This is a genomic window from Vicinamibacteria bacterium, assembly GCA_035570235.1.
In the GTDB taxonomy this organism is placed as follows: domain Bacteria; phylum Acidobacteriota; class Vicinamibacteria; order Fen-336; family Fen-336; genus DATMML01.
In genome coordinates, this window is sequence record DATMML010000007.1 from 1 (window position 1) to 19,454 (window position 19,454).

The following is a 19,454-nucleotide window of genomic DNA, read 5'->3' on the forward strand; positions in this document are numbered from 1 at the left end:
CACCAGAGGAAAGCGCTTCATTTGGATTTCCTCGTTCAGGGACCACCCCTCGGTGGCCGTTTCCAGGGATGGGCCATCGTAGCACGGAAGTGCCTTCGCGTTTTGGTGGGACGCAGTTGCAACCGCAACCGCGTGAGGGTATTGCGCCGCATTCGAAATCGCCTCGAGCCTGATAGCTTGGTGGCCTGGGACGGATTTGAACCGCCGACACGCGGATTTTCAGTCCCGTCCCTCACCAAAATCGAGGAGGACGAAAAGGGATGATCGGTCACCATTGGCTACCATTTCGGGAGCTTGAGACGGTTCGTCCAACATGCGGTTTGACCGAAAGTCCCCCTCCTGACCGATGATTCTAGGCAAGTAGTAGACAAGTCAACCTGCCCGGTAGCGTCCGAGACAGACCTCCATACAAAGGCTTGTTTCGAGAAGTAGTATCTGTTACACTGATACTCATGGATTCGCGCAGCCTCCTCGAGCGGTTCGACCTGTTCCTGGAAGAGCGCGGCGTCGGTTTCGAGGCCATTGTCGTTGGGGGCGCTGCCCTTAACCTTCTGGGCGTTATCTCACGGGCTACGAAAGACTGCGACGTGCTGGATCCGGAAATCCCGCCCGCCGTTGCAACCGCCGCCCGGGCCTTCGCAGCAGAGGTTCGCAAGAGCGGTGAAACGCTCCAGGACGACTGGCTCAACAACGGGCCACGGTCGCTGGCGGTTGATCTGCCCCCAAAGTGGAGGGCGCAGATCCGCCCGATATTTGTGGGAAAGAAGCTGCGGCTCCAGACACTTGGCCGCAAGGACTTGCTCCGAGTAAAGCTTTTTGCGCTCTGTGACCGCGGGATCGACCTCGGCGATTGCCTCGCACTCGCGCCGACCGAGGAGGAACTCGTGCTTGTCCGACCATGGATCGATCAGCGTGACGCTCATCCAGACTGGCCGAAGCACGTCCACAATACATTGGCCTCACTAGCCGAGAAGTTAGGTCATCGTGTTTAGTCGCGCCGTCGCCCCGAATGTCATCCCAGACGCATCGAGCCTCACGGCCGCCCTTGCGGGTATCGGTATGAACCTAACCAGCTCCTCGAAGCTCCACCAAGAGCCCAACATCGAAGACACGCTGCTCTTCGCGTCGGCGGAAGGGATGGACCAATCCGAGCTGCGGGTTCTCGCGCTCCTCGTCACGTGGTTTGGGATGCATTTCCCTTGGGTGAACGCCGATCGACTGACGAGGCTGGTCCTGGAGCACCCGTCCACCCGCATCCGGGCGCTATGGTCGGCGCTCGCGAGATGGAAGCGCTCGGATCGGCGGTTTACACGCCTCGCAAAGGCGTACAAAGGCCAACGCATCGACCTGGTAGGGACGGGATCAGATTTCTTGATCCGACGTGGTGGTGAGGATCCTAGGTTCGAGAAGACACCCCTGCGAGTTGCGCGGAATGTCTTGCGGGACCGGGCACATGATGTGTTGCCACCGCGTCAGCTTGCGGTACACCACCACGCGTACCGGTATCGGGTACTGATCGGGCCAAGCTACCGCGCCGACATGTGGGCTGCCCTCGATCGCGAACCAACCGTCTCGGCCGCCGAGCTGGCTCGGAGGACCTATGGCTCCTTCGCGACGGCGTGGCACGTCAAGCGAGACTTCGGCCTCCTCCAAAAGAATCCCTGACGCCCGGGCGGCTCGGGCTTACTGGTCTCGCATTGCTATGGTGGCCTGGGACGGAATTGAACCGCCGACACGCGGATTTTCAGTAGTGCTCACCACCGCCGACCAAACGTAGGCAAACCGCTCCAACACTCTCCGTACAGCCACTTAGGCGGCGGTCGCTGAACCCCATTACCCGGCCAGAGACAGCAGGTATCGTTGGTCTGATGCAAGTGGAATGTAAGGCGGCTCGCTCGGCCGAACCCGAGCCCACCGGCTAACGCACCCAGGCTACGGAAACATGGCTCAGCGGCTGCCGCCCAGTCAAGCCGAACTGTAACGTCGAGACTTAGAAGTCATTCAAAGAGTGGTATTTACGCGGTCTTCCAAAGAGACTGCCTGGAGCCAAGCTCCGAAGAAAACGTCTTGACTTACGTATCCACTGTACTAAGAATGCACCGAATTTAGCCGCCATTTCTGAGTCCCTCCGAGCGGTTCCGAATTCTGAGGAGAGGACCATGCCAGATAGCGAAAAGCCACAAGACGGGGAACCCAATATCAAGGTCGAGCTAGCCAAGCCGGGATCCAAGGTGGGCCGCATCCGCCTTTGGGGAATTGAGGTCGAGTTGCCGCGGTGGGCACTCTCTTTGATCGCCGTCTTGGTGGTCGTCGCCTTCGGAGCCTATCTCTACGAAAAAGTCGGTCCGCCTGTGCTGAAAAAGAAACTTGTGGAACTCGACCTGTTCACGCAGTTCGAGGAGTACCAAAAGCATGTTACCGAGACGCCAGGAGTAAGGACAACGTTGTTTAAGGACACGGCGCGAGGTTGGCTCGATGTCAAGTATTTCGACTCGGACGGTTGTCTCGAAGTGACGGGCCAGACGCCTAGCCACGCCATCGAGCGCTTTGTCCAGGCTTCCGTCATCGAGAAGGCACCGGGGAACACAAGTGGAGGCAGACGTAGCGATACGGCAGGCCCCGCCCCTTCGGACACGGCTCTCGCGGAAGCGAATGCGCGGATGCTCTTCGTTTCCACGCCGGAGGTAGGAGTTGACTCGGGTTCGACCAAGGTTCCTGTTCAGGCGGGTTGCCAAGGCCGTTGCATGAACCCTCACCCTGGGAACTTCAACTCGTGGTTTGGAACGAGGAACGGATGCTTTGTTCAGGTCTGGCGGCAGTGGCCAGACCGGTGCACCCACTACCAGTGGTACAACAGTTGCACTGGGTACTGGGACTCCGATATGAACGGACCGAGGATCTACTGGACCTGCTGCGTCCACTAACGCCTTCGTACAGAGGACTTCTGATCCTGCGTGCTCTTGCAAGTCGCTGAGTGCTTTGGGTGGGCAATGCACCTTGCATCAGGCTTTGCCGGAGTCCCGCGCTCGGTCGCGATCAGCATGGTGGGGCACAAGACGGAGAGCGTCTACCGGAGGTATGCCATCGCGGACGAGAAGGCCCGCAGGGCAGCGGCCGATGCTCTGGGCGCCCTCCACGAGCGGCAGGCGAAGGCCACCGGGAGGGTCGTCCTTATTGGGAAAAGAGGGCGGTGATGTGGGAGGGGCTCACGGGACACTACATGCACACGGGTTCTCTCTGGTCATCGGCCAATAAACTCGTGGAGCGTTTCGAGACAGCGGAGGGGGAGCTAGACCCCACACGAGTACCCGCGGGCCTCAGCGTGATTCTCTTCTCGGCGATGACGGTCGAGACTCTCCTGAATGAGTTGACCGAGTTGGCTTCACAGCACGGACCCCGCGAGCCGCAGGCGAAGACCCTGGCGGAGGCGCTGGAAGAGGTCGAGGAGTCTCGGGGGTCGATTCGCCTGAAGCTCCTCATAGCGACCATCGCTCTTGGAAAACCGGTAGAGAAGGGACATGAGCCGTATCAGAGCTTCGACCTGCTCTTCAAGGTGCGGGATGCCATCGTTCACTTGAAGCCGTACCGCCACACCTTCACCGGCACGGGCATCGAAGCAGAACCGAGAGGACTCCTGAACGCGCTTCATGCGCGTGGGCTAGTCCCCGATCCGACTGTTCTGCCCGCACAGTCCTTTCTGTCAACCGTGGCGTCAGCCGCGCTGTGTCGGTGGGCAGTCCAGACGGCACGGGAGGTCGTCTCCAACGCAGTGAGCTTGCTTCCCGAGGGTGACCTCAAGAAGCACGTTCAGTTCCTCCTCGCCGACGTCTTGGGGATCGAGCGGGCGGCGCTGACCGAAGCCCCTCGAACGCTGTAGGCTCAGGTGGGCTTTCCAGTGAAAAGCGCCTCGCGGGAGAGTGAACTGGCCGCTGATGCAAGTTTGATGGAAAGTCGGCGAACCGAACGCTTGTACCTTGGTGGCCTGGGACGGAATTGAACCGCCGACACGCGGATTTTCAGTCCGCTGCTCTACCAACTGAGCTACCAGGCCAAGGCAGCAAAGGGCAATTCAACCACGAAGGCGGCGGGTCGTCAAAGCCGGCTCGACGGTGGTCGGGTGAGGTATACTGGCTCGGGAACAGTTAGGAGGAACCCAAAATGCCCGCGCCTCCCGCCGGGAAGCTCCCCAAGGACTACGACCGGTTGCCCGTGCCGCAGCCCCAGGCTACGAGCGCCCGCAAGCGGGAGCCCAAGATGCTGGCCATCATCGACCCCGAGCGGTGCTTCGGCCGCGGCTGCGAGTACTGCGTGGCGGTCTGCCCGGTGCCGGACTGCATCACCCTCACCCCCGACCCGGCCGCTCCCGAGCTGAGCGTGTGCACGGTCAACCTTGACACCTGCATCGGTTGCATGGCTTGCGAGAAGTGGTGCCCGGACGACTACGACGCGATCCGCATGGTACCCTTCGCCACCGTCGTCGCCAGCCGCGCGGCCTACGAGACCAACACGTTCAGCGCCGAGCTTCCCGTCAAGAAGATCGGCGCCTGAGATGCCGTGCCCGGGGCTCCCGTTCCCTTCGCCGATATCCGCGTCCTCTTCTGCTCGCAGGGCTTCCCGCGGAGCCGCGAGCTCCTGCGCGAGCGCCTCGCCGGGTCTCCCCTTCGCATAGCCGAGGTCGACCCCGGCCGTTCCTTGGAGGCGCAGGTCGCGGAGGCGTCGGCCCTCATTCCGTCCATGGCCCGCATTAGCGCGACAATCATGGACGCGGCTCCGCTCCCTAAGCTCATCGTCCAGTTCGGGGCTGGCCTTGAGGGTGTGGACCGGGCGGCGGCGGAGGCCCGCGGCATCGCGGTGCGGAATGTGCCCGGCGCCAACGCCCAGGCGGTAGCAGAGCTGGCGGCGTTCCTCATGTTGGCCCTGGCCCGCGGCCTGCCGCAGCACCGGCGCTCATTTGCGGCGAGTGTGGTGGGCGATCCCGCGGGCTCCGAGCTGCGGGGGAAGACCCTCGGGGTGGTGGGCCTGGGGGCATCGGGCCGGGCCCTGGCGGGGATCGCACGCGGGTTCGGCATGGATGTGATCGCCGTGCGCCGGACCCCCGCGCCCGACCCCCACACCAGCTGGGTGGGGGGCCCGGGTGACTTGGACACGCTCCTGGCCCGCGCCGACTATGTCAGCCTGCACGTACCCGCCTCCGCCGAGACCCGGGGGCTGATCGACGCCGCGCGGCTGGCTCGGATGAAGCCTTCCGCCTATCTGGTTAACGTGAGCCGAGGCGAGCTCATAGACCGTCAGGCGCTTCTCGACGCGCTCCGTCAGCGACGGATCGCAGGGGCGGGACTGGACGTGTATTGGGAGGAGCCTCCCCAACCTGGTGACCCGCTCTTCACGCTGGACAACGTCGTGGCCACGCCCCACGTGGGTGGCGTCACACAGGAAGCGCTCGCGCGCATTGCGGATAGGGTGGCGGCGCTGCTCCGGGAGTTCCTTCTCGGCGCTCGGGCCGGCTGACGGAGGCTAGCTCGCGTCCAGTGTGCTCGCGCAGGCTCACCCGGTATCGGGCTGACCACTCCGGCCGAAGCGCCCGCCGGACTTGTCAGGGGAGACGACATCCCTGCTCCGGCAATCGCGCCGTCGCTGACCGTGACGCCGCGAAGGGAGTCGGGCTCACAGGACCCAGTGCTCCCCTTCGGAAGCGCCTAGGCCTTCTTCTTCTCCGGCATGGGAACGACCGCACCCTTTTCCGCCTTTTCGCCCCGAGCGGTGGCGAGCGGCGGCTCCACCGAGGGCAGGCCCAGCCCTTTGCGCAGGCGGGAGTCGATCTCGGTGCGGATGTCGGGGTTATCCTTTAGGAACTGGCGGGCGTTCTCCCGTCCCTGACCCAGGCGCTCACCATCCAGCGCGTACCAGGCCCCGGACTTTTCGATGACCTTGTGGTCCACGCCCAGGTCAATGAGGTCGCCTTCCTTGCTGATCCCTTCGCCGTAGAGGATGTCGAACTCGGCCTCCCGGAAAGGCGGCGCTACCTTGTTCTTCACAACCTTGACCTTGGCGCGGCTGCCGATGACGACATCGCCCTCTTTCAGGGAGGCGATGCGGCGGATGTCCAGGCGGATCGAGGAGTAGAACTTCAAGGCCCGGCCGCCGGTGGTGGTCTCGGGGTTGCCGAACATCACGCCGATCTTCTCGCGGAGCTGGTTGATGAAGATGAGGCAGGTCTTGCTCTTGGAGACAATGGAGGTGAGCTTGCGCAGAGCCTGGCTCATGAGCCGGGCCTGGAGGCCCATCTGCGCGTCGCCCATCTCCCCCTCCAGCTCGGAGCGCGGGACGAGAGCGGCCACGGAGTCGATGACCAGCACGTCCACCGCGCCCGAGCGGATGAGAACCTCGGCGATCTCCAGGGCCTGCTCGCCGCTGTCGGGCTGAGAGACGAGCAGGTTGTCGGTGTCCACTCCGAGTTTGCCCGCGTACGTTGCGTCCAGGGCATGCTCCGCGTCGATGAACGCGGCCATGCCCCCTCGGCGCTGGGCCTCGGAGATCACGTGCAGGGCGAGGGTGGTCTTGCCCGAGGACTCGGGACCGTAGATCTCGATCACTCTCCCGCGGGGCATGCCGCCCACGCCGAGGGCGGCGTCGAGGCAGAGCGAGCCCGTGGGGATGGCGGGGACATCGACCTTCTCGCGGCTTCCCAGGCGCATGATTGATCCCTTGCCGAACTGCTTGTCGATCTGGGCCAGAGCGGACTCGATCGCCTTCGCCCGCTCGCTCTTCTCTTCAACCATAACCATTGATCCTCTCCTTCATGCTCTTCGGTCCGTAACCTATGAGCCGGCCCCTGGTAGGCCTGCCCACGACCGAGGATCATACCGGTGTGGGTAGCCAACCCAGGTCCGAGCGGCTGCTCCAAGTGTCGGATTTTGGACCCAGGCGAACTGGCACCGGGTGGAGCGTGCACAAAGCCCTACAGACGAAGGGTTTAGTGGATATCCCCAACTGTCGAACCTGACCCTAGGTTCTTTTGATCGAACCCCAAGCACAAGGCCTGGTCCTAGCCGGGGGCCCGCTCAGTCACGTTTCCGAGGCTGCGGGCCCCCGCGAATCCGGTCCCAGTTTCAGGAACGGAAGACCGCCCGGCGCGGATCTCTCGTCCCTGATATCCCGGCGACCCCCGCCGCTCCGGCTACGGTCCTCCATTGCGGTCGTGCCGTCGGGGCCGACAGGCGGCTTCTCTGGCGCCTTCCACCGGCCTAGGGCCGGAGACGCCACTTCTCGTCAACACCGGAGTCGGTTCTGACGTTCTGCGACCAAAGAAAGGCACGTCTTGTGCCTGCTCCCTTGTGCCTCGGGTTGGTTGCACGGGAATGAAGGCCGCCGAAACGGGCCGCGTGCCAACACCAGCTAGCCTCCGGGAAACCACCAGCCGGACGGGAAAAACGCCCTCTTAGGCGTTACCCGACCGCCCTCTCGACATCGGCGGGCCAGCCGGAGCGAGCCAAAGGCCGAAAATTGCTCTCGTACTCTAGGTGTAATACCTTCAAATGCAGCAACTTATAGCACGTGTCCAGTCAGACACGGATCTATAGGGGGCGAAAAAAAAGAATTGGAAGCGTGCCTGGGTCTGCTACAATTCCTAGGTGAAATGGGCCCCGAAGAAGCTCCTGAGCATCCTGCTCAAGAGGCGGGCCCAAGATGAGGGCAAGGACTTGAAGTCAGGACGCGCAAAACGTAAGGCACATAGATCCATCCGGCCGGTGTCCCGCAAGCCTGCCGCATCAGGGACTCACAAAAAACGCTCGTCTCACCGGAGGAAGACCACGACTGTGTCCGCCAAGCACTTGAAGGCCAAGGCCCCCGTCAGCCGTGCGCGAGCCGCCGCTCCGGCGCGCAGCACCCACGCCACCGCTCCTGCCCTAGTCATGCCGGGGAAGCGCCGCATGCACCCGGTACCATCGCCGATGCCCTTGCGGCACGTCGCGCCCCCTCGACCCGTTCTCGTCGCTCCCGCCCGCTCCATGCCGCCCGCCCGGGACATCCGCCGGCCCGCCGCGGTTGCTGGCAGTCGCGTGCCTGTGGCCGCTCCCGATTTCAGCGAGGCGGGCGTGCTGCTGGCCATCACGTACTCGATCCGCGAGGGCCGGCGGGGCGAGTTCTTCGATCTCATGCGGGAGTTGAAGCCCCTCCTGGTCGCGATCGGGGGCATGGACTGCACCATCTACGAAGACCGGAGCCGACCGAACTACCTGATGGAGGTCTTCCGGTTCAAGGACGAGGCGGAGTTCACCGCCTTTGACGACAAGTTCCACAAGGACCGCAAGATCGCTGCGATCTACGCCCTCCTCGACGACATCGTGGAGGCGGAGAAGAGCGACTTCAAGATTTTCGAGCGCCGGCTGTAGAGTCGTCGTAGAGCTCGGAAGCGCGGCTCTCCCAACCCCTTGTGGCGGCAGCGTCCGCTGACTCATGCCTTCTCCCGTCGGCCACGGTCTCGCCGGTCTGATCGTCCATGTCCTGGCGTCCCGGGACCAGCAGGAGCTCACGGATCGCTGGCGGCTGGGGGTGACGCTGGGCGCGGCCCTGATCCCCGACGTGGACCTGCTCTTTCGGTTCGTTGACGGCCGCAACCACCACGACAACGAGACCCACAGCCTCGGCTTTGCTCTTCTGGCGGCGGCGGCGGCCGCCCTGGTCTTCCCCCTCCTGGGCTGGGTCCGGCCGGTCGCTCTTGCCGGGGCCGTGGGGGCGGCCTGGTCGAGCCACGTGCTGCTCGACTATCTGAACGTTGATACGAACCCCCCCATCGGCATCCTGGCCTTCTGGCCGGTCTCCCAGGAGTATTTCAAGGTCCCCTGGCCCATCTTCCTGGACATCGGGCGTACACTGGAGTGGGCGACCGTCCGGCACAATGCGTTGGCCGCGGCCTGGGAGGCGGTCGTGCTCAGCCCGCTCCTCGCGGCCGCGTGGCGCTTCCGTTCCCGGCGGATGGGGTGACGGTATGGCACGAGGGTTCGAAAGCAAGTCGGTAGCGGATCAGCAGGAAGCGGCCCAGGCCGTCGGGTCCGCCTCGGAGCGCGACCTCGGCGATCCCGCCCGCGTCTTGAAGCGTCGGCGGCTGGAGCTTTCGCGCGCAGACGTGCTTAGGCAGATGAGTGCGGCCCGGGCGGAGGGGCATCGCGAGATGCTCAAGCGCGCGCTGGCGGCGCTCGACAAGGAGCTGGCCTCGCTCTCCTGACCGGCCCCCCTTCCGCCCGCTCCCTGACCGCCCCCCTCCCTGACTTGACCCCACTCCGGACGGGGCGTAGCTTCAGGGACCGGATCGAAAATGAAGCGCAAATCGCGCGCCCCCAAGGACCCCCGGACCGTCGTCCGCGACCTCGTCGCCCGCAAGGAGCACGCCCGCGCCATTGCTTTCTTGAAGGGCCAGTTCAAGGGACGAAGCCCGGGCCCCCGGCTGCGGCTTGAGCTCGCGGACGTCCTGGTGCTGGCCGGGAAGGGCGAGGAGGCGGTGCCCATCCTCATTGAGGTCACCGAAGAGCTGCTGGCCCACGGGAACGTGGCCACCGCGATGGCCGCCCTCAAGAAGGTCGAGCAGATTGATCCGGAGGCGAGCCGGCTCGAGAAGCGCGTGGCTTCGCTCCTGGGGCCGAAGCCCACCGCACCCCTCCCGCCTCCCGCGCCCTCCCCTCCGGAGCCCGCGGCGGGGGATGAACGGGCCAAGACCCAACCGTTGGACCCGGAGGTCTCCCGGCGCCTGGCCGAACCGCTTGTCCAGCGAGACGATGACGAGAGCGCGACCGCGCCCGTCATCCTGCCCCCGGAGTTGGCCGCTCTCGGCGCGGCCAACGACGCGGCCGCGGGCGAGGTCGGCGAGCGCATCCGGACCGTGTTCCGGCGCTTCCTGGCCACCCTGCCGGGCGGGGTGGCGGAGAGCGCGAACGCGGCCGCGCAGGAGGAAAGCGTCGAAGTCGTCTCCGCGGAACGGGAGGTCAGCGCGGTGACGGTTCCGGATCCCGCGGGCGAGTCCTCTTCCGCCATGTCCGCGGAGGACTTTCGGACCGAGCTGCTCAATCTCGTCCAGGACCTGGCGCAGAGCCGGCCCCCTCCCCCGGCGTCCGCGCAAGACCCCGAGTTCCCGGTTGCGGCGACGGTGGCGGGCAGCCCCCTCTTCCGGGACCTCTCCCCGGCCGAATTGACGGCGGTTCTTCGTGGCCTGCGCCTTCACCGCTTCGAGGGGGGGGACATCGTCCTCACCGAAGGGGAGCGTGGAGACAGCGTCTACATCGTGGCCAAGGGAACCGTCCGGGTCTGGGTGAGGAACCCCGAAGGGCGCAACTTCCCGGTGGGGGAGGTGGGGGAGGGGGAATTCTTCGGCGAGATCGGCAGCCTCTCGGGCCGCCCCCGTTCCGCGACCGTGACCGCGGCTGGGCGCTGCGAGTTGCTCGAGATCGACAAAGCCGGCCTCGACCGCCTGGCCCACGAGCACCCGCGGGCCCGCGAGGTCTTGGAGGAGCTCTACATCCGGCGTGCGAGCAGCCCGGAGGCGGCGGCGGTCAGGGCCGTGCCTTTGGCCATGTCCGACGCCCAGCGGAGGGCCGTCGGGGCCCTGGAGGCCCTCTTCGGAGAGAGCCGCTGGGACCCCCGAATACGCCTACGCCTGGCCGCGGTGTTGCTGAGGGCGGGCAAGTACGAGGACACCGTTCCCATCCTCGTCCGTCTGGCGGACGACCTCGCCCGGCAGGGTTACCCGGAGAAAGCCATCGCCGTCCTCAAGAAAATCGAGAGGATCCAGCACCGCCACGTCGAAGAGCTGACCTTGGCCCCCCGCGCGAAATCCGCGGCGCCGGCAGGGGACGGGCGCCCGGCGGAGCCGCCGGCGGGATCGCCCGCCCGCCCCCCGGCAGCGGGGAACAGGGAGGGCTACTTCCAGGACTGGCTCCTGGACATGGTGAGGAAGGCCGTGCGCCCGGCCCCGAGCGCCTCCTTCGCCATTGCCCCCGCCGAATCGTCCGCCCTCCGGGCCTACGCTCCCGGCCTCCTAGCCAGCCCCTTGTTCGTCGGCTTCAGCGAGGACGAGCTCCTAGCCGTCATCCAGGAGCTGCGGCTCCTCACCTTCGAGGCGGGCGACATCGTGGTGACGGAGGGGGAGCCGGGGGAGAGCGTGTTCATCCTGGCCGTGGGCGCGGTCAAGGTGTTCACACGTGACGCCGGCGGGCGGAGCGTGGCCATCGCTTCCCTGAAGGAGGGAGGGTTCTTCGGGGAGATCTCCGCGCTCTCCGGGCGGTCGCGCACCGCCAGCGTCACCGCCGCCGCCCACTGCGAGATGCTGGAGCTCGAACCGGCCGCCCTGCAAGCCCTCGACGTGAGCCATCCGGGCGTTCGGGTGGTGCTGGAAGCGGCCTACCGGGAGCGCACGACGGATGGCCGGGCGGGCACGTTCCGGACCGCGCCCTCCTGAGGCTCAGACCAGCTCGACCCCCAGGGCCACTCCGTTGCCCCCGCCCAGGCAAAGGGTAGCGACGCCGCGCGACTTGCCGCGGGCGCGGAGGGCGTAGAGCAGGGTAGTGAGGATCCTCGCCCCGCTGGCTCCAATGGGATGGCCGAGGGCGACGGCGCCGCCGTTCACGTTCACCTTGGCCGGATCGAGCTCCAGCTCCCGGCAAACCGCGACCGCCTGGACGGCGAAGGCCTCGTTCAGCTCCACGAGGTCCACGGTGGACGCGTTCCAGCCCGTTTTCTTCCAAAGCTTTCGCACGGCATCGACGGGGGCCATCATGACGAGAGCCGGCTCCAGGCCGGCCACCGCCTGGCCCACGATGCGGGCCAGGGGCTTCCGGCCGAGGGAGCGCGCGGTCTCCGCCGATGTCACCACCAGCGCGGCCGCCCCGTCGTTCACTCCGGGGGCGTTGCCGGCGGTGACGGTGCCGCCCTCCTTGAAGGCCGGCTTGAGCTTGGCGAGGGCCTCGAGCGACGTCTCCTCCCGCGGCCCCTCGTCCACCTCGAACGGGACCGGCTCGCCCTTCTTGGCCGGGAGGGGAACGGGCAGGATCTCGTCCCGAAACCGGCCCGCGCGGATGGCGGCCACGGCCTTCCGATGGCTCTCCAGCGCGTAGGCGTCCTGCTCCTGCCGGGTGACGCCGTACTTCTCGGCCACGACCTCCCCCGTGCAGCCCATGTGGTAGTCCTCATAGGCGTCCCAAAGGCCGTCCCAGATCATCGAATCCACGGCCTCTCCGTCGCCCAGCCGCATGCCCTCGCGGACCCGGGTCAGAAGGTAGGGGCAGTTGGACATGGACTCCATGCCCCCGGCCACGACCACTTCCGCATCCCCGCTCCCGATGCCCTGGGCGGCCAGCATCACGGCCTTGAGGCCGGATCCGCAAACCTTGTTGATGGTGAGGGCGGCGACCTTGGGGGGCAGTCCGCCGCGGAGCGCGGCCTGACGGGCGGGGGCCTGGCCCAAGCCGGCGGAGACCACGTTGCCCAGGATCACCTCGTCCACCCGCTCGGGCGGAATGTCGGCGCGGGCCACGGCCTCCCGCACCACCATCGCCCCCAGCGCGGGGGCGGAGAAGCCCTTGAGGGAGCCCAGGAACTTCCCGGTAGGGACGCGCACGGCCGAGAGAATGACGGACTCGGGCATGGCAACTCCTTTATGTCGTTGGCGGGCGCGGGGTCCGGGCCAGGTAGCGGCCCGCCGTCTCCAGGAAGCGGGCTCGGAGTTCGGGATCGAGGATTCTCGCCGCCTCCGCGCTCAAGGCCGGAGAGGGCGGCGGGGCGGGCGCCTCGGGCGCGGGGGGGAGGAAGGGGGGAAGGGAGGGCGCGGTGCCGGCCGGGAAGCCCTCGGTGAATCCCAGGCGGCGCGGGGCGAGGTCGCCCGCCAGGTCGCGCAAGCGCGCCAGGATCTCGCGCCGCATGCGGAGAAGGCCCTTGCGCCACCCCGCGTCCGGGACCCGGATGCGCAGGCTGTCGCCCTCGAGCGCGATCACTTCGGTGCGCCGCGCCAACTCCGGCCCCACCACCCGCGGCCAGGCCGCGCGCAGCAGGGCCAGAGTCCTCTCCGGCGCGGAGCCAAAGAGCCGCGCGGCCAGCCCCATCGCTGCCGCCCGCTGCAGGCCCATGCCGCTACTTTACGGCAGAGCGCGGGCACGACCAAGCGTCTCCGTCCGGTGCGCTATACTCGCGGGCGTTGTCGCTTCCGTGGAGATGGAGGCAAACTGGAGCCGGCCATGCGCTGCCCCAAGTGCAAGACCGAGATCGCGAGCGTGCCCGATGGCGGAGGCGTCACCATCTGCCCGGGCTGCGGCGCCCGTCTCATGACCCGCTCCACCGCGGCCAAGCTCGCCAAGGCCTCAACGGCGGAGGGACCCCCCGCCTCCTCCGGCCCCCATCCGAGCGCGACCCTGCCCCCGGGCACGCCGCTCAAGAAGATCCCGCGGCCGGGCGAGGACACCGCCCGCTCGGCCGGGCGCGCCCAGCTGGCGGGAGCGCCCGGCGAGGAGTGGCCGCCTCCCGCCACCCTCGATGCGGTTCTGGCCGAGATCCAGGCGCTGCGCCGAGCGCAGGACGAGATCCTGGAGTTGCTGCGCAACCGACCGCTCGGGGAGGGGGAAGCCTCCGGGAGGGAGCCGTCCCCCCCCGAGCACGAACACGACGCCACCGTCCCACCCCCCGTCCGCACGCGGCGCCGGAAGACGGTCCTTCTCATGGACGACGACCCCCTGACGCGCGAGGCGGCGGTGGCGGAACTGGAGAAGGCCGAGGTTCCCGTGCGGGCGGTGGCGGACGGGGGGAAAGGGCTGGAGGCCATCGCCGAGGACAAGCCGGATGTCATCGCCCTCGAGCTGGACCTCCGGGGTGCCTTGGCCGGCAAAGACGTCATCAACATGATCAAGGCCACGATGGAGTGGGTGGACATCCCCATCCTTCTCTACACCCGTCTCCCCGTGGAGAGCCAGAAGGAAGCACGGACCGCCCACGGAGCGGACGATCTGGTGCCCAAGGCCAGCGGGCCCGAGGCCCTGGTCTCGCGGGTCATCACCCAATTCCGGAGGGGCTGATGGAGCCCCGGCTGGTCTTGGCGTCCGCCTCGCCCCGCCGGGCCCGCATCCTCCGCGAGCTCGGGATCCCTTTTCGGGTGACGGTATCGGCCGCGGACGAGACCCTGCACCCGGGCGAGGAGGGGGGAGCGGCCGTCCTGCGCCTGGCCCGGGCCAAAGCGGAGGCGGTCGCGCGGTCGGAGACGCTCCCCGTTCTCGCCGCGGACACCGAGGTCATCTGCGAGGGCCGCATCCTGGGCAAGCCGGAGTCTAAAGACTCCGCCTTTTCCATGCTGGCCCACCTTTCCGGACGCACCCACGAGGTCGTGACCGGGGTCTGCCTGATCACCGGGAGCGTTGCGCGTTCGGGGATCGAGCGAACCACCGTGACCTTCGCAGAGATGACGGAGGCGGAGCGGACCTGGTACGTGGCCACGGGGGAGCCCATGGACAAGGCGGGAGGCTATCACGTGGACGGTCGAGGGGGGCTGTTCATTGAGGGCATCTCGGGCTCCCCCTCGAACGTGGCCGGGTTGCCCGTGCGCCTGGTCTTCCGCCTCGCTCGGGAAGCCGGGCTCTCGCTCGGGCCCCTTTAGGGTGGACGCCCTCGGCCGGCCCGGGGTGGTCGCCTCCCTCGGCGTCGCCCTGGCGGGGATCCTCCACCCTTTCCTACGCGCGCGCGAGTGGCTGCCCGCGGCCCCGGCCGTGGTTGCGGCCCTCGCTCTTCTCCTGGTGCTCGGGCTCGTGGTCCGCGCGCGATCGGACCCGGGGGCGCGTGTGCTCGGCCTGGGCGCCCTTCTCGTGCTCGCCGCGGTGGGCTACGACGGTGTCCTCGGCCAGCGGGGAAGCCTCACCTTGATCGGGGGCCAGGCCAAGAACAGTTTCGAGGAGGAGGGTCCGGAAGCCAGGCCGCTCGGCCTGCGCCCGCTCGGCTTCGAGATCGGCCTCGCGCGCGCGGATGCCCGCGTCACGGTCCTGAGGCTCGCCTCGCCCGCGGGGGAGGAGACGGTCGAGCTCGCACGCGAGCAGGCGGTCAGCCGGGGCGGCTTCCGGTTTGGCGAGCCTCGCGCGGTGCCCACGAGCGAGGCGGCCCGGCTCCGGGTGGCCGTCCAGGGCGGTCAAGAGACGCGGGAAGTCGAGGTCACGCCCGAGCGGCCCGCTCTCGTCGAGGGCCTGCAGATCGCCTTGGAGCGGTACTTTCCCGACTTCGCCCTCGACGAGAAGCAGCAGCCCTTCTCCCGCTCCACCGAGCCCCGGAATCCCGCCGCCCTTCTGCGCGTGGAGCGAGACGGAAAGGCCTGGCGGGTCTTCGTGATCCGGGCGCTTCCCGGGGTGCACCGGATCGAGGCTTTGGACCGCACGTTTTCCCTGACCTCGGTGGAGCCGGAGGTCGCGCTGCGGATGCGCGTCATCCGCGAGCCGGCCGCCCCCCTGGCCGGGGCGGGTGTCCTTCTCATGGTTGGGGGGCTGGCCCTCGGTCGGAGGCGCCCATGAACCTCCTTCCCGCGCTGGCCGCGCTCCTCCTGGGCGGCGCGGCCTTCTCGGGCCAGGGGACGGGCTCCTCCCCGGGGGTGACGCGCGTCCTGGCCGCGCTGGGAGCACTCGCGTTGCTGCCGGGGATCACGGAGCCCGGGTCCTGGCCGGCTGCCGCCCTGGCCGCGGGGGCGGTTGCGGTCGGCACTCCCCTCCCCAGCCTGTTGGCAGCGGGAGGGGCGGCGCTTCTTTACCTGCGCCCGGTGGTCGTGGCCGCACCCTCCGCGGCCCTCACCCTGGCGGGGCTGGCGGCGGCGCTGGCGGCGGGGAGCCTCTCCGCGGAGACGCGGGCGCGGCTCTCGGGCGGGGCCGACGCGGGGGGAGCGGCGGTGGCGGGGGGAGCCGCCCTCTGCCTGTCCCTCGTGACCCTCGATGGCGGGCGCGTCCTGCGCTGGGCCTTCGGCCTTGGTACGGGCCCGGCCCGCCTCGAGCTGCCGGGGGCCGGTCTGCTCCTCGGCCTGACGCTGCTGGCCTCTTGGGCCGGAACCGTGGCTCTCTCCGCGCACCTGCTGGCCCCTTCCGTGGCCGGGGCGCGCACCCTCGGCCGGCGGCTTCTCATACTCGCGGCGGGGCTCGCCTCTCTCGGGATCGGCTTCACCCTGTTCCAGGGCCTGGGTCGGGGATCGGAGGCGCTCGCCGAGGGTGCGACGCGAGTCGTGGGCTGCGCGCTGGCCACGGGCCTGCTCGTCCTCGGCCTGAAGGCTCTGCTGGCTACCCCGGGCAAGGCGGATCCGGCCCCGCGCGAAACGGGGGCCGGGCTCTTAGGACGGCTGGCGGCCCTGCTGGCCCTCGTCGCGGCGGGCGCGGCGGGCGGAGAGGGCTGGCTGCGCCAGGGCACCTACGCGACACCCTTCGTATCCGCGGGGGTGGCGGCTGCGATCCTGGGCCTCACCGCCCTCGAGCCCTCCCGGCTCGTCCTCACGCGGCGGGTGGCCTTCCTGGCCGCCTTGGTGCTCCTGCTCTTGGGAGGGGTGCCCTAGCGCAGCCCCTCGGCCACGTACAGCTCCGACATGCGGTGGTCGTAGGTGTAGATGTAGGCCCGGCCGTCGCTCGAGAGATCGACGGTGGAGATGCCCACGATACCCGTGGGGTCGGCGGGCAGCAGCTCTTTCCAAAGCTCTTGGACGTGGCTGGTGAGGTTGAGGCGAAAGACGCGGGCCGGGACATGCTCTCGGGCGAAGGCGAAGAGGGAACGGCCGTCGCCGCTCCAACGGACGGGCACGCTCCCCGCGTCAAGGCCCCGGACGGGCTGAGGCGTCCCCCCCGCCACGGGGTAGATCAAGATCTTCCCCTCCGCCCCCCGGGCCGCGAAGGAGCGTCCATCCGGGGAGATGGGGTTGCCCGTGAAATCGACGCTGGCCCCCGCGGGGGAGACTGGGCGGGGGTCGCCCGAATCGAGATCCTGGACGTAGCAGCGTCGCGCGAAGCCATTCTCGGTCCCGAGGATGAGGATGCGCTTCCCACCCGGGAAGAACGCGGCCTCCACGTAGCCGGTGATGGCGCCGCTCGGAAGCGTTCGGGGCTCTCCGGGTCCGGTCGGCAGGAGGACCAGGGTTTCCGGGGGGCCACCCTTGGCGATCGCCGCCCACCCCCCGTCGGGGGAGAGAGCGAGGGGCCGACCTTCTCCCAGCTTCACCGCCGGCGAGCCGTCCGCGGCGCGTAGGTAGACGGTGGGGGCGGCCTTGGTACCCTCGCCCCTCTCGCAGAAGAGGACCGTCCGGCCGTCCGGGGAGATGTCCGCCGCCGTCGACCAGTCGAACCAGGAGAGGTCCCGCTCCTCCTTCTGGCCGGGGGGGAGGCCCATGAGCCCGCCCCGGGCGGTCTCGCGGGCCAGGAGCACTCGTCCGTGCTTGGAGACGTCGTGGAGGAGGAGGCGCGCGGGCGCTCTCAGCACCACCCGCGACTCCCCGGAGAGCGTGACCGCGTGAAGGGACTGGGCGCGACCGACCTCGGCTGCGGTGAACCAGATCTCCCGGCCGGAGGGATTCCAGGCCAGGCCCCAGATGCTGCTCCAGCCCGGAGAGATCTTTTGGTACTTGCCCGCCCGGTCCACCACCGCCACCGATCCGCTCTCCTCCGACGGAGAGGGGTGATCGATGAAGGCGATGAGGTCGCCGCGGGGCGAGAAGCGCGGGTGGCTGATCCAGCCCGGCGTGTCGTAGAGGACGTGCCCGAGGGGGAACTCGAGGCGATGCCGGCCCTCGGCGTCCCGCACCACCGCCAGGTCCGCTCCGTCCGGCGTCCACTCCGCCTCGTGGACATCCTGCAGCACTTCCCGAGCGGCGCCGCCGGCGAGGGAGGCCCGGGCCAGGGTTCCCTGGCAGCTGCCCCAGAAGAACTCGCAGCCGAGCGCGATGGCCATCTCTCCGGAAGAGGAGACGGCCAGCACCCCCGCCGAGGAGAGACCGAGCGACCGCGACTCCGGGCTATCCAGGCGCGTGGTCAGGATCTCCACCCGGCTGCCGCCCCAGGCCGCCGAATAGACGATGGTCTGGCCGTCGGGCGCGAACCGCGCGGCGGCGATCGTCCCGCGCCGGAACGTGAGCTGGTGGAAGGTAGGGGGGGCGGTGCGCATCCAATGCGCGCCCGCCCAGAACCCTCCGGCCAGGGCCGCGGCCAGGGCGAGGCCGGCCAGGAGGGGTCGGCGCGGGGGGCTCGGGGTCCTGGCGTCTGCCGCCCGCAGAGCGGCACTGCTCGAGGCTCCGGAGAGGGCCTGGAGCTGGAAGGCCAGGTCCCGTGCCGACTGGAAGCGCTCTTCGCGTCGTTTCTCCAGGCAGTGCCTCACCACCCGCTCCAGAGCGGGGTCGAGAGTGCGGTTGGTTTCCACGAGCTCCGGGGGTTCCTCCTTCAGGATCGCGCTCATCGTCTCGACCGCGGAATCCCCCTTGAACGCGCGACGGCCGGAGAGCATCTCGTAGAGGATGGAGCCAAACGAGAAGAGGTCGGACCGATGGTCCACCTCGTCCGCCCGAACCTGCTCCGGGGACATGTAGCCCACGGTGCCCATGACCGTACCCGGTTGGGTCATGGGGGTGAGGTCCAGGGTGTCGCGCTCGTGGGGGGCTTGGGGCGGAGTGACCTTGGCCAGACCAAAGTCCAGGATCTTGATCCGGCCATCCTTGGTGATGAACACGTTCTCGGGCTTGAGATCCCGATGGACGATTCCCTTGTCGTGGGCGGCCGCGAGTCCGAGGCAGATCTGAAGACCATACTCCACGGCCTTGCGGGGGGGCAGCGGCCCCGCGGCGAGGCGGGCGCGCAGGCTTTCGCCCTCGAGCAGTTCCATGACCACGAACGCCACCCCGTCCTGCTTCCCGAAGTCGAAGATGGCCAGGATGTTGGAATGGGAGAGAGCGGCCACCGCCTTGGCCTCCCGCTCGAAGCGGGTCAAGGATTCCGGATCCCGGCTCAGGTGATCGGGCAGGACCTTGAGGGCCACCACGCGGTCGAGGCGGGTGTCCCGGGCTCGGTACACCTCGCCCATGCCCCCCGCGCCAATCTGGGCCTGTACCTCGTAGCCGCCCAACGTGGTGCCGGAAGGTAGCGGCATGAGCGGGAAAGGGGATCCTACCGTGCGGGCGCCGGCGCCTCGGGGGCCCGGGCGCGCGGGGATGGGACCTTATCGATGGCTTCGCGGGCCGGCCGCCGGGAGTCGACGCCTCCGTCTCCTCGGTCCCGGCGGTTGGGACCGCCCGGCATGAACCGGCGCCACCGCCCTTTCAGAGTGTTCACGGTAGGGACGGATTATAGCGCCGGCCCTGGGGGAGGGCCAGGTCGGCCGGCTTTCGCCCACCGCGCACGAGCCCTATAATCTCCGGAAGAGACGCGAGTTCCGGGCTAGGATGCCTACGGCCCTGGTGGCACGGTGACCTCTGGAAGAGCAGAGTAAAG

19 protein-coding genes and 1 tRNA gene are annotated in these 19,454 nt (G+C 68.3%); 15 read left to right on the plus strand and 5 right to left on the minus strand.

Going from position 1 to position 19,454, the window contains the following annotated elements:
* Nucleotides 1-452: 452 nt before the first annotated feature.
* The 5 genes from VN461_00790 to VN461_00810 all read left to right on the plus strand — a co-directional run bounded on the left by VN461_00790 (nt 453) and on the right by VN461_00810 (nt 3,877).
* A complete protein-coding gene (locus VN461_00790) occupies nt 453-992 on the plus strand; it encodes a DUF6036 family nucleotidyltransferase (GenBank protein ID HXB53293.1) in 540 nt (179 codons plus the stop codon).
* A 67-nt stretch (nt 993-1,059) separates the two neighbouring features.
* Nucleotides 1,060-1,665 carry a hypothetical protein gene (locus tag VN461_00795; protein HXB53294.1) on the plus strand — a complete coding sequence of 202 codons (606 nt, stop codon included), beginning with the start codon at nt 1,060-1,062 and terminating at the stop codon, nt 1,663-1,665.
* Between the two features lie 494 nt (nt 1,666-2,159).
* A complete protein-coding gene (locus VN461_00800; protein ID HXB53295.1) occupies nt 2,160-2,924 on the plus strand; it encodes a hypothetical protein in 765 nt (254 codons plus the stop codon).
* Nucleotides 2,925-2,990: 66 nt separating this feature from the next.
* Nucleotides 2,991-3,194, plus strand: coding sequence for a hypothetical protein (locus tag VN461_00805; GenBank protein HXB53296.1), 204 nt, complete (start codon nt 2,991-2,993; stop codon nt 3,192-3,194).
* Between the two features lie 65 nt (nt 3,195-3,259).
* Nucleotides 3,260-3,877 (plus strand): hypothetical protein, encoded by a 618-nt coding sequence (locus VN461_00810; protein ID HXB53297.1) that lies wholly within the window; start codon nt 3,260-3,262, stop codon nt 3,875-3,877.
* Nucleotides 3,878-3,975: 98 nt separating this feature from the next.
* Here VN461_00810 and VN461_00815 read toward each other — a convergent pair.
* A tRNA-Phe gene (locus tag VN461_00815) sits at nt 3,976-4,051 on the minus strand.
* Between the two features lie 107 nt (nt 4,052-4,158).
* On the opposite strand from VN461_00815, the gene VN461_00820 reads away from it, so the two are divergent.
* Together VN461_00820 and VN461_00825 are read left to right on the plus strand one after the other, a co-directional pair.
* Nucleotides 4,159-4,548: a hypothetical protein gene (locus tag VN461_00820; protein HXB53298.1), complete on the plus strand. Its 390-nt coding sequence runs from the start codon at nt 4,159-4,161 to the stop codon at nt 4,546-4,548.
* 6 nt (nt 4,549-4,554) lie between these two features.
* On the plus strand, nt 4,555-5,508 hold the full coding sequence (locus VN461_00825) for a 2-hydroxyacid dehydrogenase (protein HXB53299.1): 954 nt from the start codon (nt 4,555-4,557) through the stop codon (nt 5,506-5,508).
* A gap of 188 nt (nt 5,509-5,696) precedes the next feature.
* On the opposite strand, the gene recA is transcribed toward VN461_00825, so the two are convergent.
* Nucleotides 5,697-6,779 carry a recombinase RecA gene (gene recA, locus VN461_00830; protein ID HXB53300.1) on the minus strand — a complete coding sequence of 361 codons (1,083 nt, stop codon included), beginning with the start codon at nt 6,777-6,779 and terminating at the stop codon, nt 5,697-5,699.
* Nucleotides 6,780-7,817: 1,038 nt separating this feature from the next.
* Between recA and VN461_00835 the strand changes: the two genes are divergently transcribed.
* From VN461_00835 to VN461_00850, 4 genes are all read left to right on the plus strand, one after another.
* Nucleotides 7,818-8,393, plus strand: a complete 576-nt coding sequence (locus VN461_00835) for a hypothetical protein (protein HXB53301.1) — start codon at nt 7,818-7,820, stop codon at nt 8,391-8,393.
* A 64-nt stretch (nt 8,394-8,457) separates the two neighbouring features.
* Entirely contained in the window at nt 8,458-8,985 is a 528-nt protein-coding gene (locus tag VN461_00840; protein ID HXB53302.1) for a metal-dependent hydrolase, read from the plus strand.
* Between the two features lie 4 nt (nt 8,986-8,989).
* The gene (locus tag VN461_00845) at nt 8,990-9,226 is read left to right on the plus strand and encodes a hypothetical protein (GenBank protein HXB53303.1); all 237 of its coding nucleotides are present in this window, start codon (nt 8,990-8,992) and stop codon (nt 9,224-9,226) included.
* Between the two features lie 90 nt (nt 9,227-9,316).
* Entirely contained in the window at nt 9,317-11,449 is a 2,133-nt protein-coding gene (locus VN461_00850; protein ID HXB53304.1) for a cyclic nucleotide-binding domain-containing protein, read from the plus strand.
* Between the two features lie 3 nt (nt 11,450-11,452).
* Here the strand turns inward: VN461_00850 and VN461_00855 are convergent, their stop codons facing one another.
* Nucleotides 11,453-12,634, minus strand: coding sequence for an acetyl-CoA C-acetyltransferase (locus VN461_00855; protein ID HXB53305.1), 1,182 nt, complete (start codon nt 12,632-12,634; stop codon nt 11,453-11,455).
* Nucleotides 12,635-12,644: 10 nt separating this feature from the next.
* Nucleotides 12,645-13,112: a DUF721 domain-containing protein gene (locus tag VN461_00860; GenBank protein ID HXB53306.1), complete on the minus strand. Its 468-nt coding sequence runs from the start codon at nt 13,110-13,112 to the stop codon at nt 12,645-12,647.
* Nucleotides 13,113-13,220: 108 nt separating this feature from the next.
* Here VN461_00860 and VN461_00865 point away from each other — a divergent pair, with 108 nt between their 5' ends.
* Genes VN461_00865 through VN461_00880 form a run of 4 tightly spaced genes read left to right on the plus strand, consistent with a single transcriptional unit; the run spans nt 13,221 to nt 16,543 of the window.
* Nucleotides 13,221-14,051 (plus strand): response regulator, encoded by an 831-nt coding sequence (locus tag VN461_00865; GenBank protein ID HXB53307.1) that lies wholly within the window; start codon nt 13,221-13,223, stop codon nt 14,049-14,051.
* Nucleotides 14,051-14,626, plus strand: a complete 576-nt coding sequence (locus tag VN461_00870) for a Maf family protein (GenBank protein HXB53308.1) — start codon at nt 14,051-14,053, stop codon at nt 14,624-14,626. The genes VN461_00865 and VN461_00870 overlap by 1 nt, the downstream gene beginning before the upstream one ends.
* Nucleotide 14,627: 1 nt before the next feature.
* Nucleotides 14,628-15,524 (plus strand): hypothetical protein, encoded by an 897-nt coding sequence (locus VN461_00875; GenBank protein HXB53309.1) that lies wholly within the window; start codon nt 14,628-14,630, stop codon nt 15,522-15,524.
* Entirely contained in the window at nt 15,521-16,543 is a 1,023-nt protein-coding gene (locus VN461_00880) for a hypothetical protein (protein ID HXB53310.1), read from the plus strand. The genes VN461_00875 and VN461_00880 overlap by 4 nt, the downstream gene beginning before the upstream one ends.
* Here VN461_00880 and VN461_00885 read toward each other — a convergent pair.
* Entirely contained in the window at nt 16,540-19,113 is a 2,574-nt protein-coding gene (locus VN461_00885; GenBank protein ID HXB53311.1) for a protein kinase, read from the minus strand. The two genes, VN461_00880 and VN461_00885, sit on opposite strands and share 4 nt — an antisense overlap.
* Between the last annotated feature and the right edge of the window lie 341 nt (nt 19,114-19,454).

Excerpts from the sequence above, each read along its gene's own strand:
- VN461_00795 (HXB53294.1), top strand. The coding sequence starts at position 1,060 with ATGAACCTAACCAGCTCCTCGAAGCTCCACCAAGAGCCCAACATCGAA.
- VN461_00845 (HXB53303.1), top strand. The coding sequence starts at position 8,990 with ATGGCACGAGGGTTCGAAAGCAAGTCGGTAGCGGATCAGCAGGAAGCG.
- VN461_00870 (HXB53308.1), top strand. The coding sequence starts at position 14,051 with ATGGAGCCCCGGCTGGTCTTGGCGTCCGCCTCGCCCCGCCGGGCCCGC.
- VN461_00790 (HXB53293.1), top strand. The coding sequence starts at position 453 with ATGGATTCGCGCAGCCTCCTCGAGCGGTTCGACCTGTTCCTGGAAGAG.
- VN461_00880 (HXB53310.1), top strand. The coding sequence starts at position 15,521 with ATGAACCTCCTTCCCGCGCTGGCCGCGCTCCTCCTGGGCGGCGCGGCC.
- VN461_00855 (HXB53305.1), bottom strand. The coding sequence starts at position 12,634 with ATGCCCGAGTCCGTCATTCTCTCGGCCGTGCGCGTCCCTACCGGGAAG.
- VN461_00850 (HXB53304.1), top strand. The coding sequence starts at position 9,317 with ATGAAGCGCAAATCGCGCGCCCCCAAGGACCCCCGGACCGTCGTCCGC.
- VN461_00820 (HXB53298.1), top strand. The coding sequence starts at position 4,159 with ATGCCCGCGCCTCCCGCCGGGAAGCTCCCCAAGGACTACGACCGGTTG.
- VN461_00860 (HXB53306.1), bottom strand. The coding sequence starts at position 13,112 with ATGGGCCTGCAGCGGGCGGCAGCGATGGGGCTGGCCGCGCGGCTCTTT.
- VN461_00805 (HXB53296.1), top strand. The coding sequence starts at position 2,991 with ATGCACCTTGCATCAGGCTTTGCCGGAGTCCCGCGCTCGGTCGCGATC.
- VN461_00865 (HXB53307.1), top strand. The coding sequence starts at position 13,221 with ATGCGCTGCCCCAAGTGCAAGACCGAGATCGCGAGCGTGCCCGATGGC.
- VN461_00885 (HXB53311.1), bottom strand. The coding sequence starts at position 19,113 with ATGCCGCTACCTTCCGGCACCACGTTGGGCGGCTACGAGGTACAGGCC.
- recA (HXB53300.1), bottom strand. The coding sequence starts at position 6,779 with ATGGTTGAAGAGAAGAGCGAGCGGGCGAAGGCGATCGAGTCCGCTCTG.
- VN461_00840 (HXB53302.1), top strand. The coding sequence starts at position 8,458 with ATGCCTTCTCCCGTCGGCCACGGTCTCGCCGGTCTGATCGTCCATGTC.
- VN461_00800 (HXB53295.1), top strand. The coding sequence starts at position 2,160 with ATGCCAGATAGCGAAAAGCCACAAGACGGGGAACCCAATATCAAGGTC.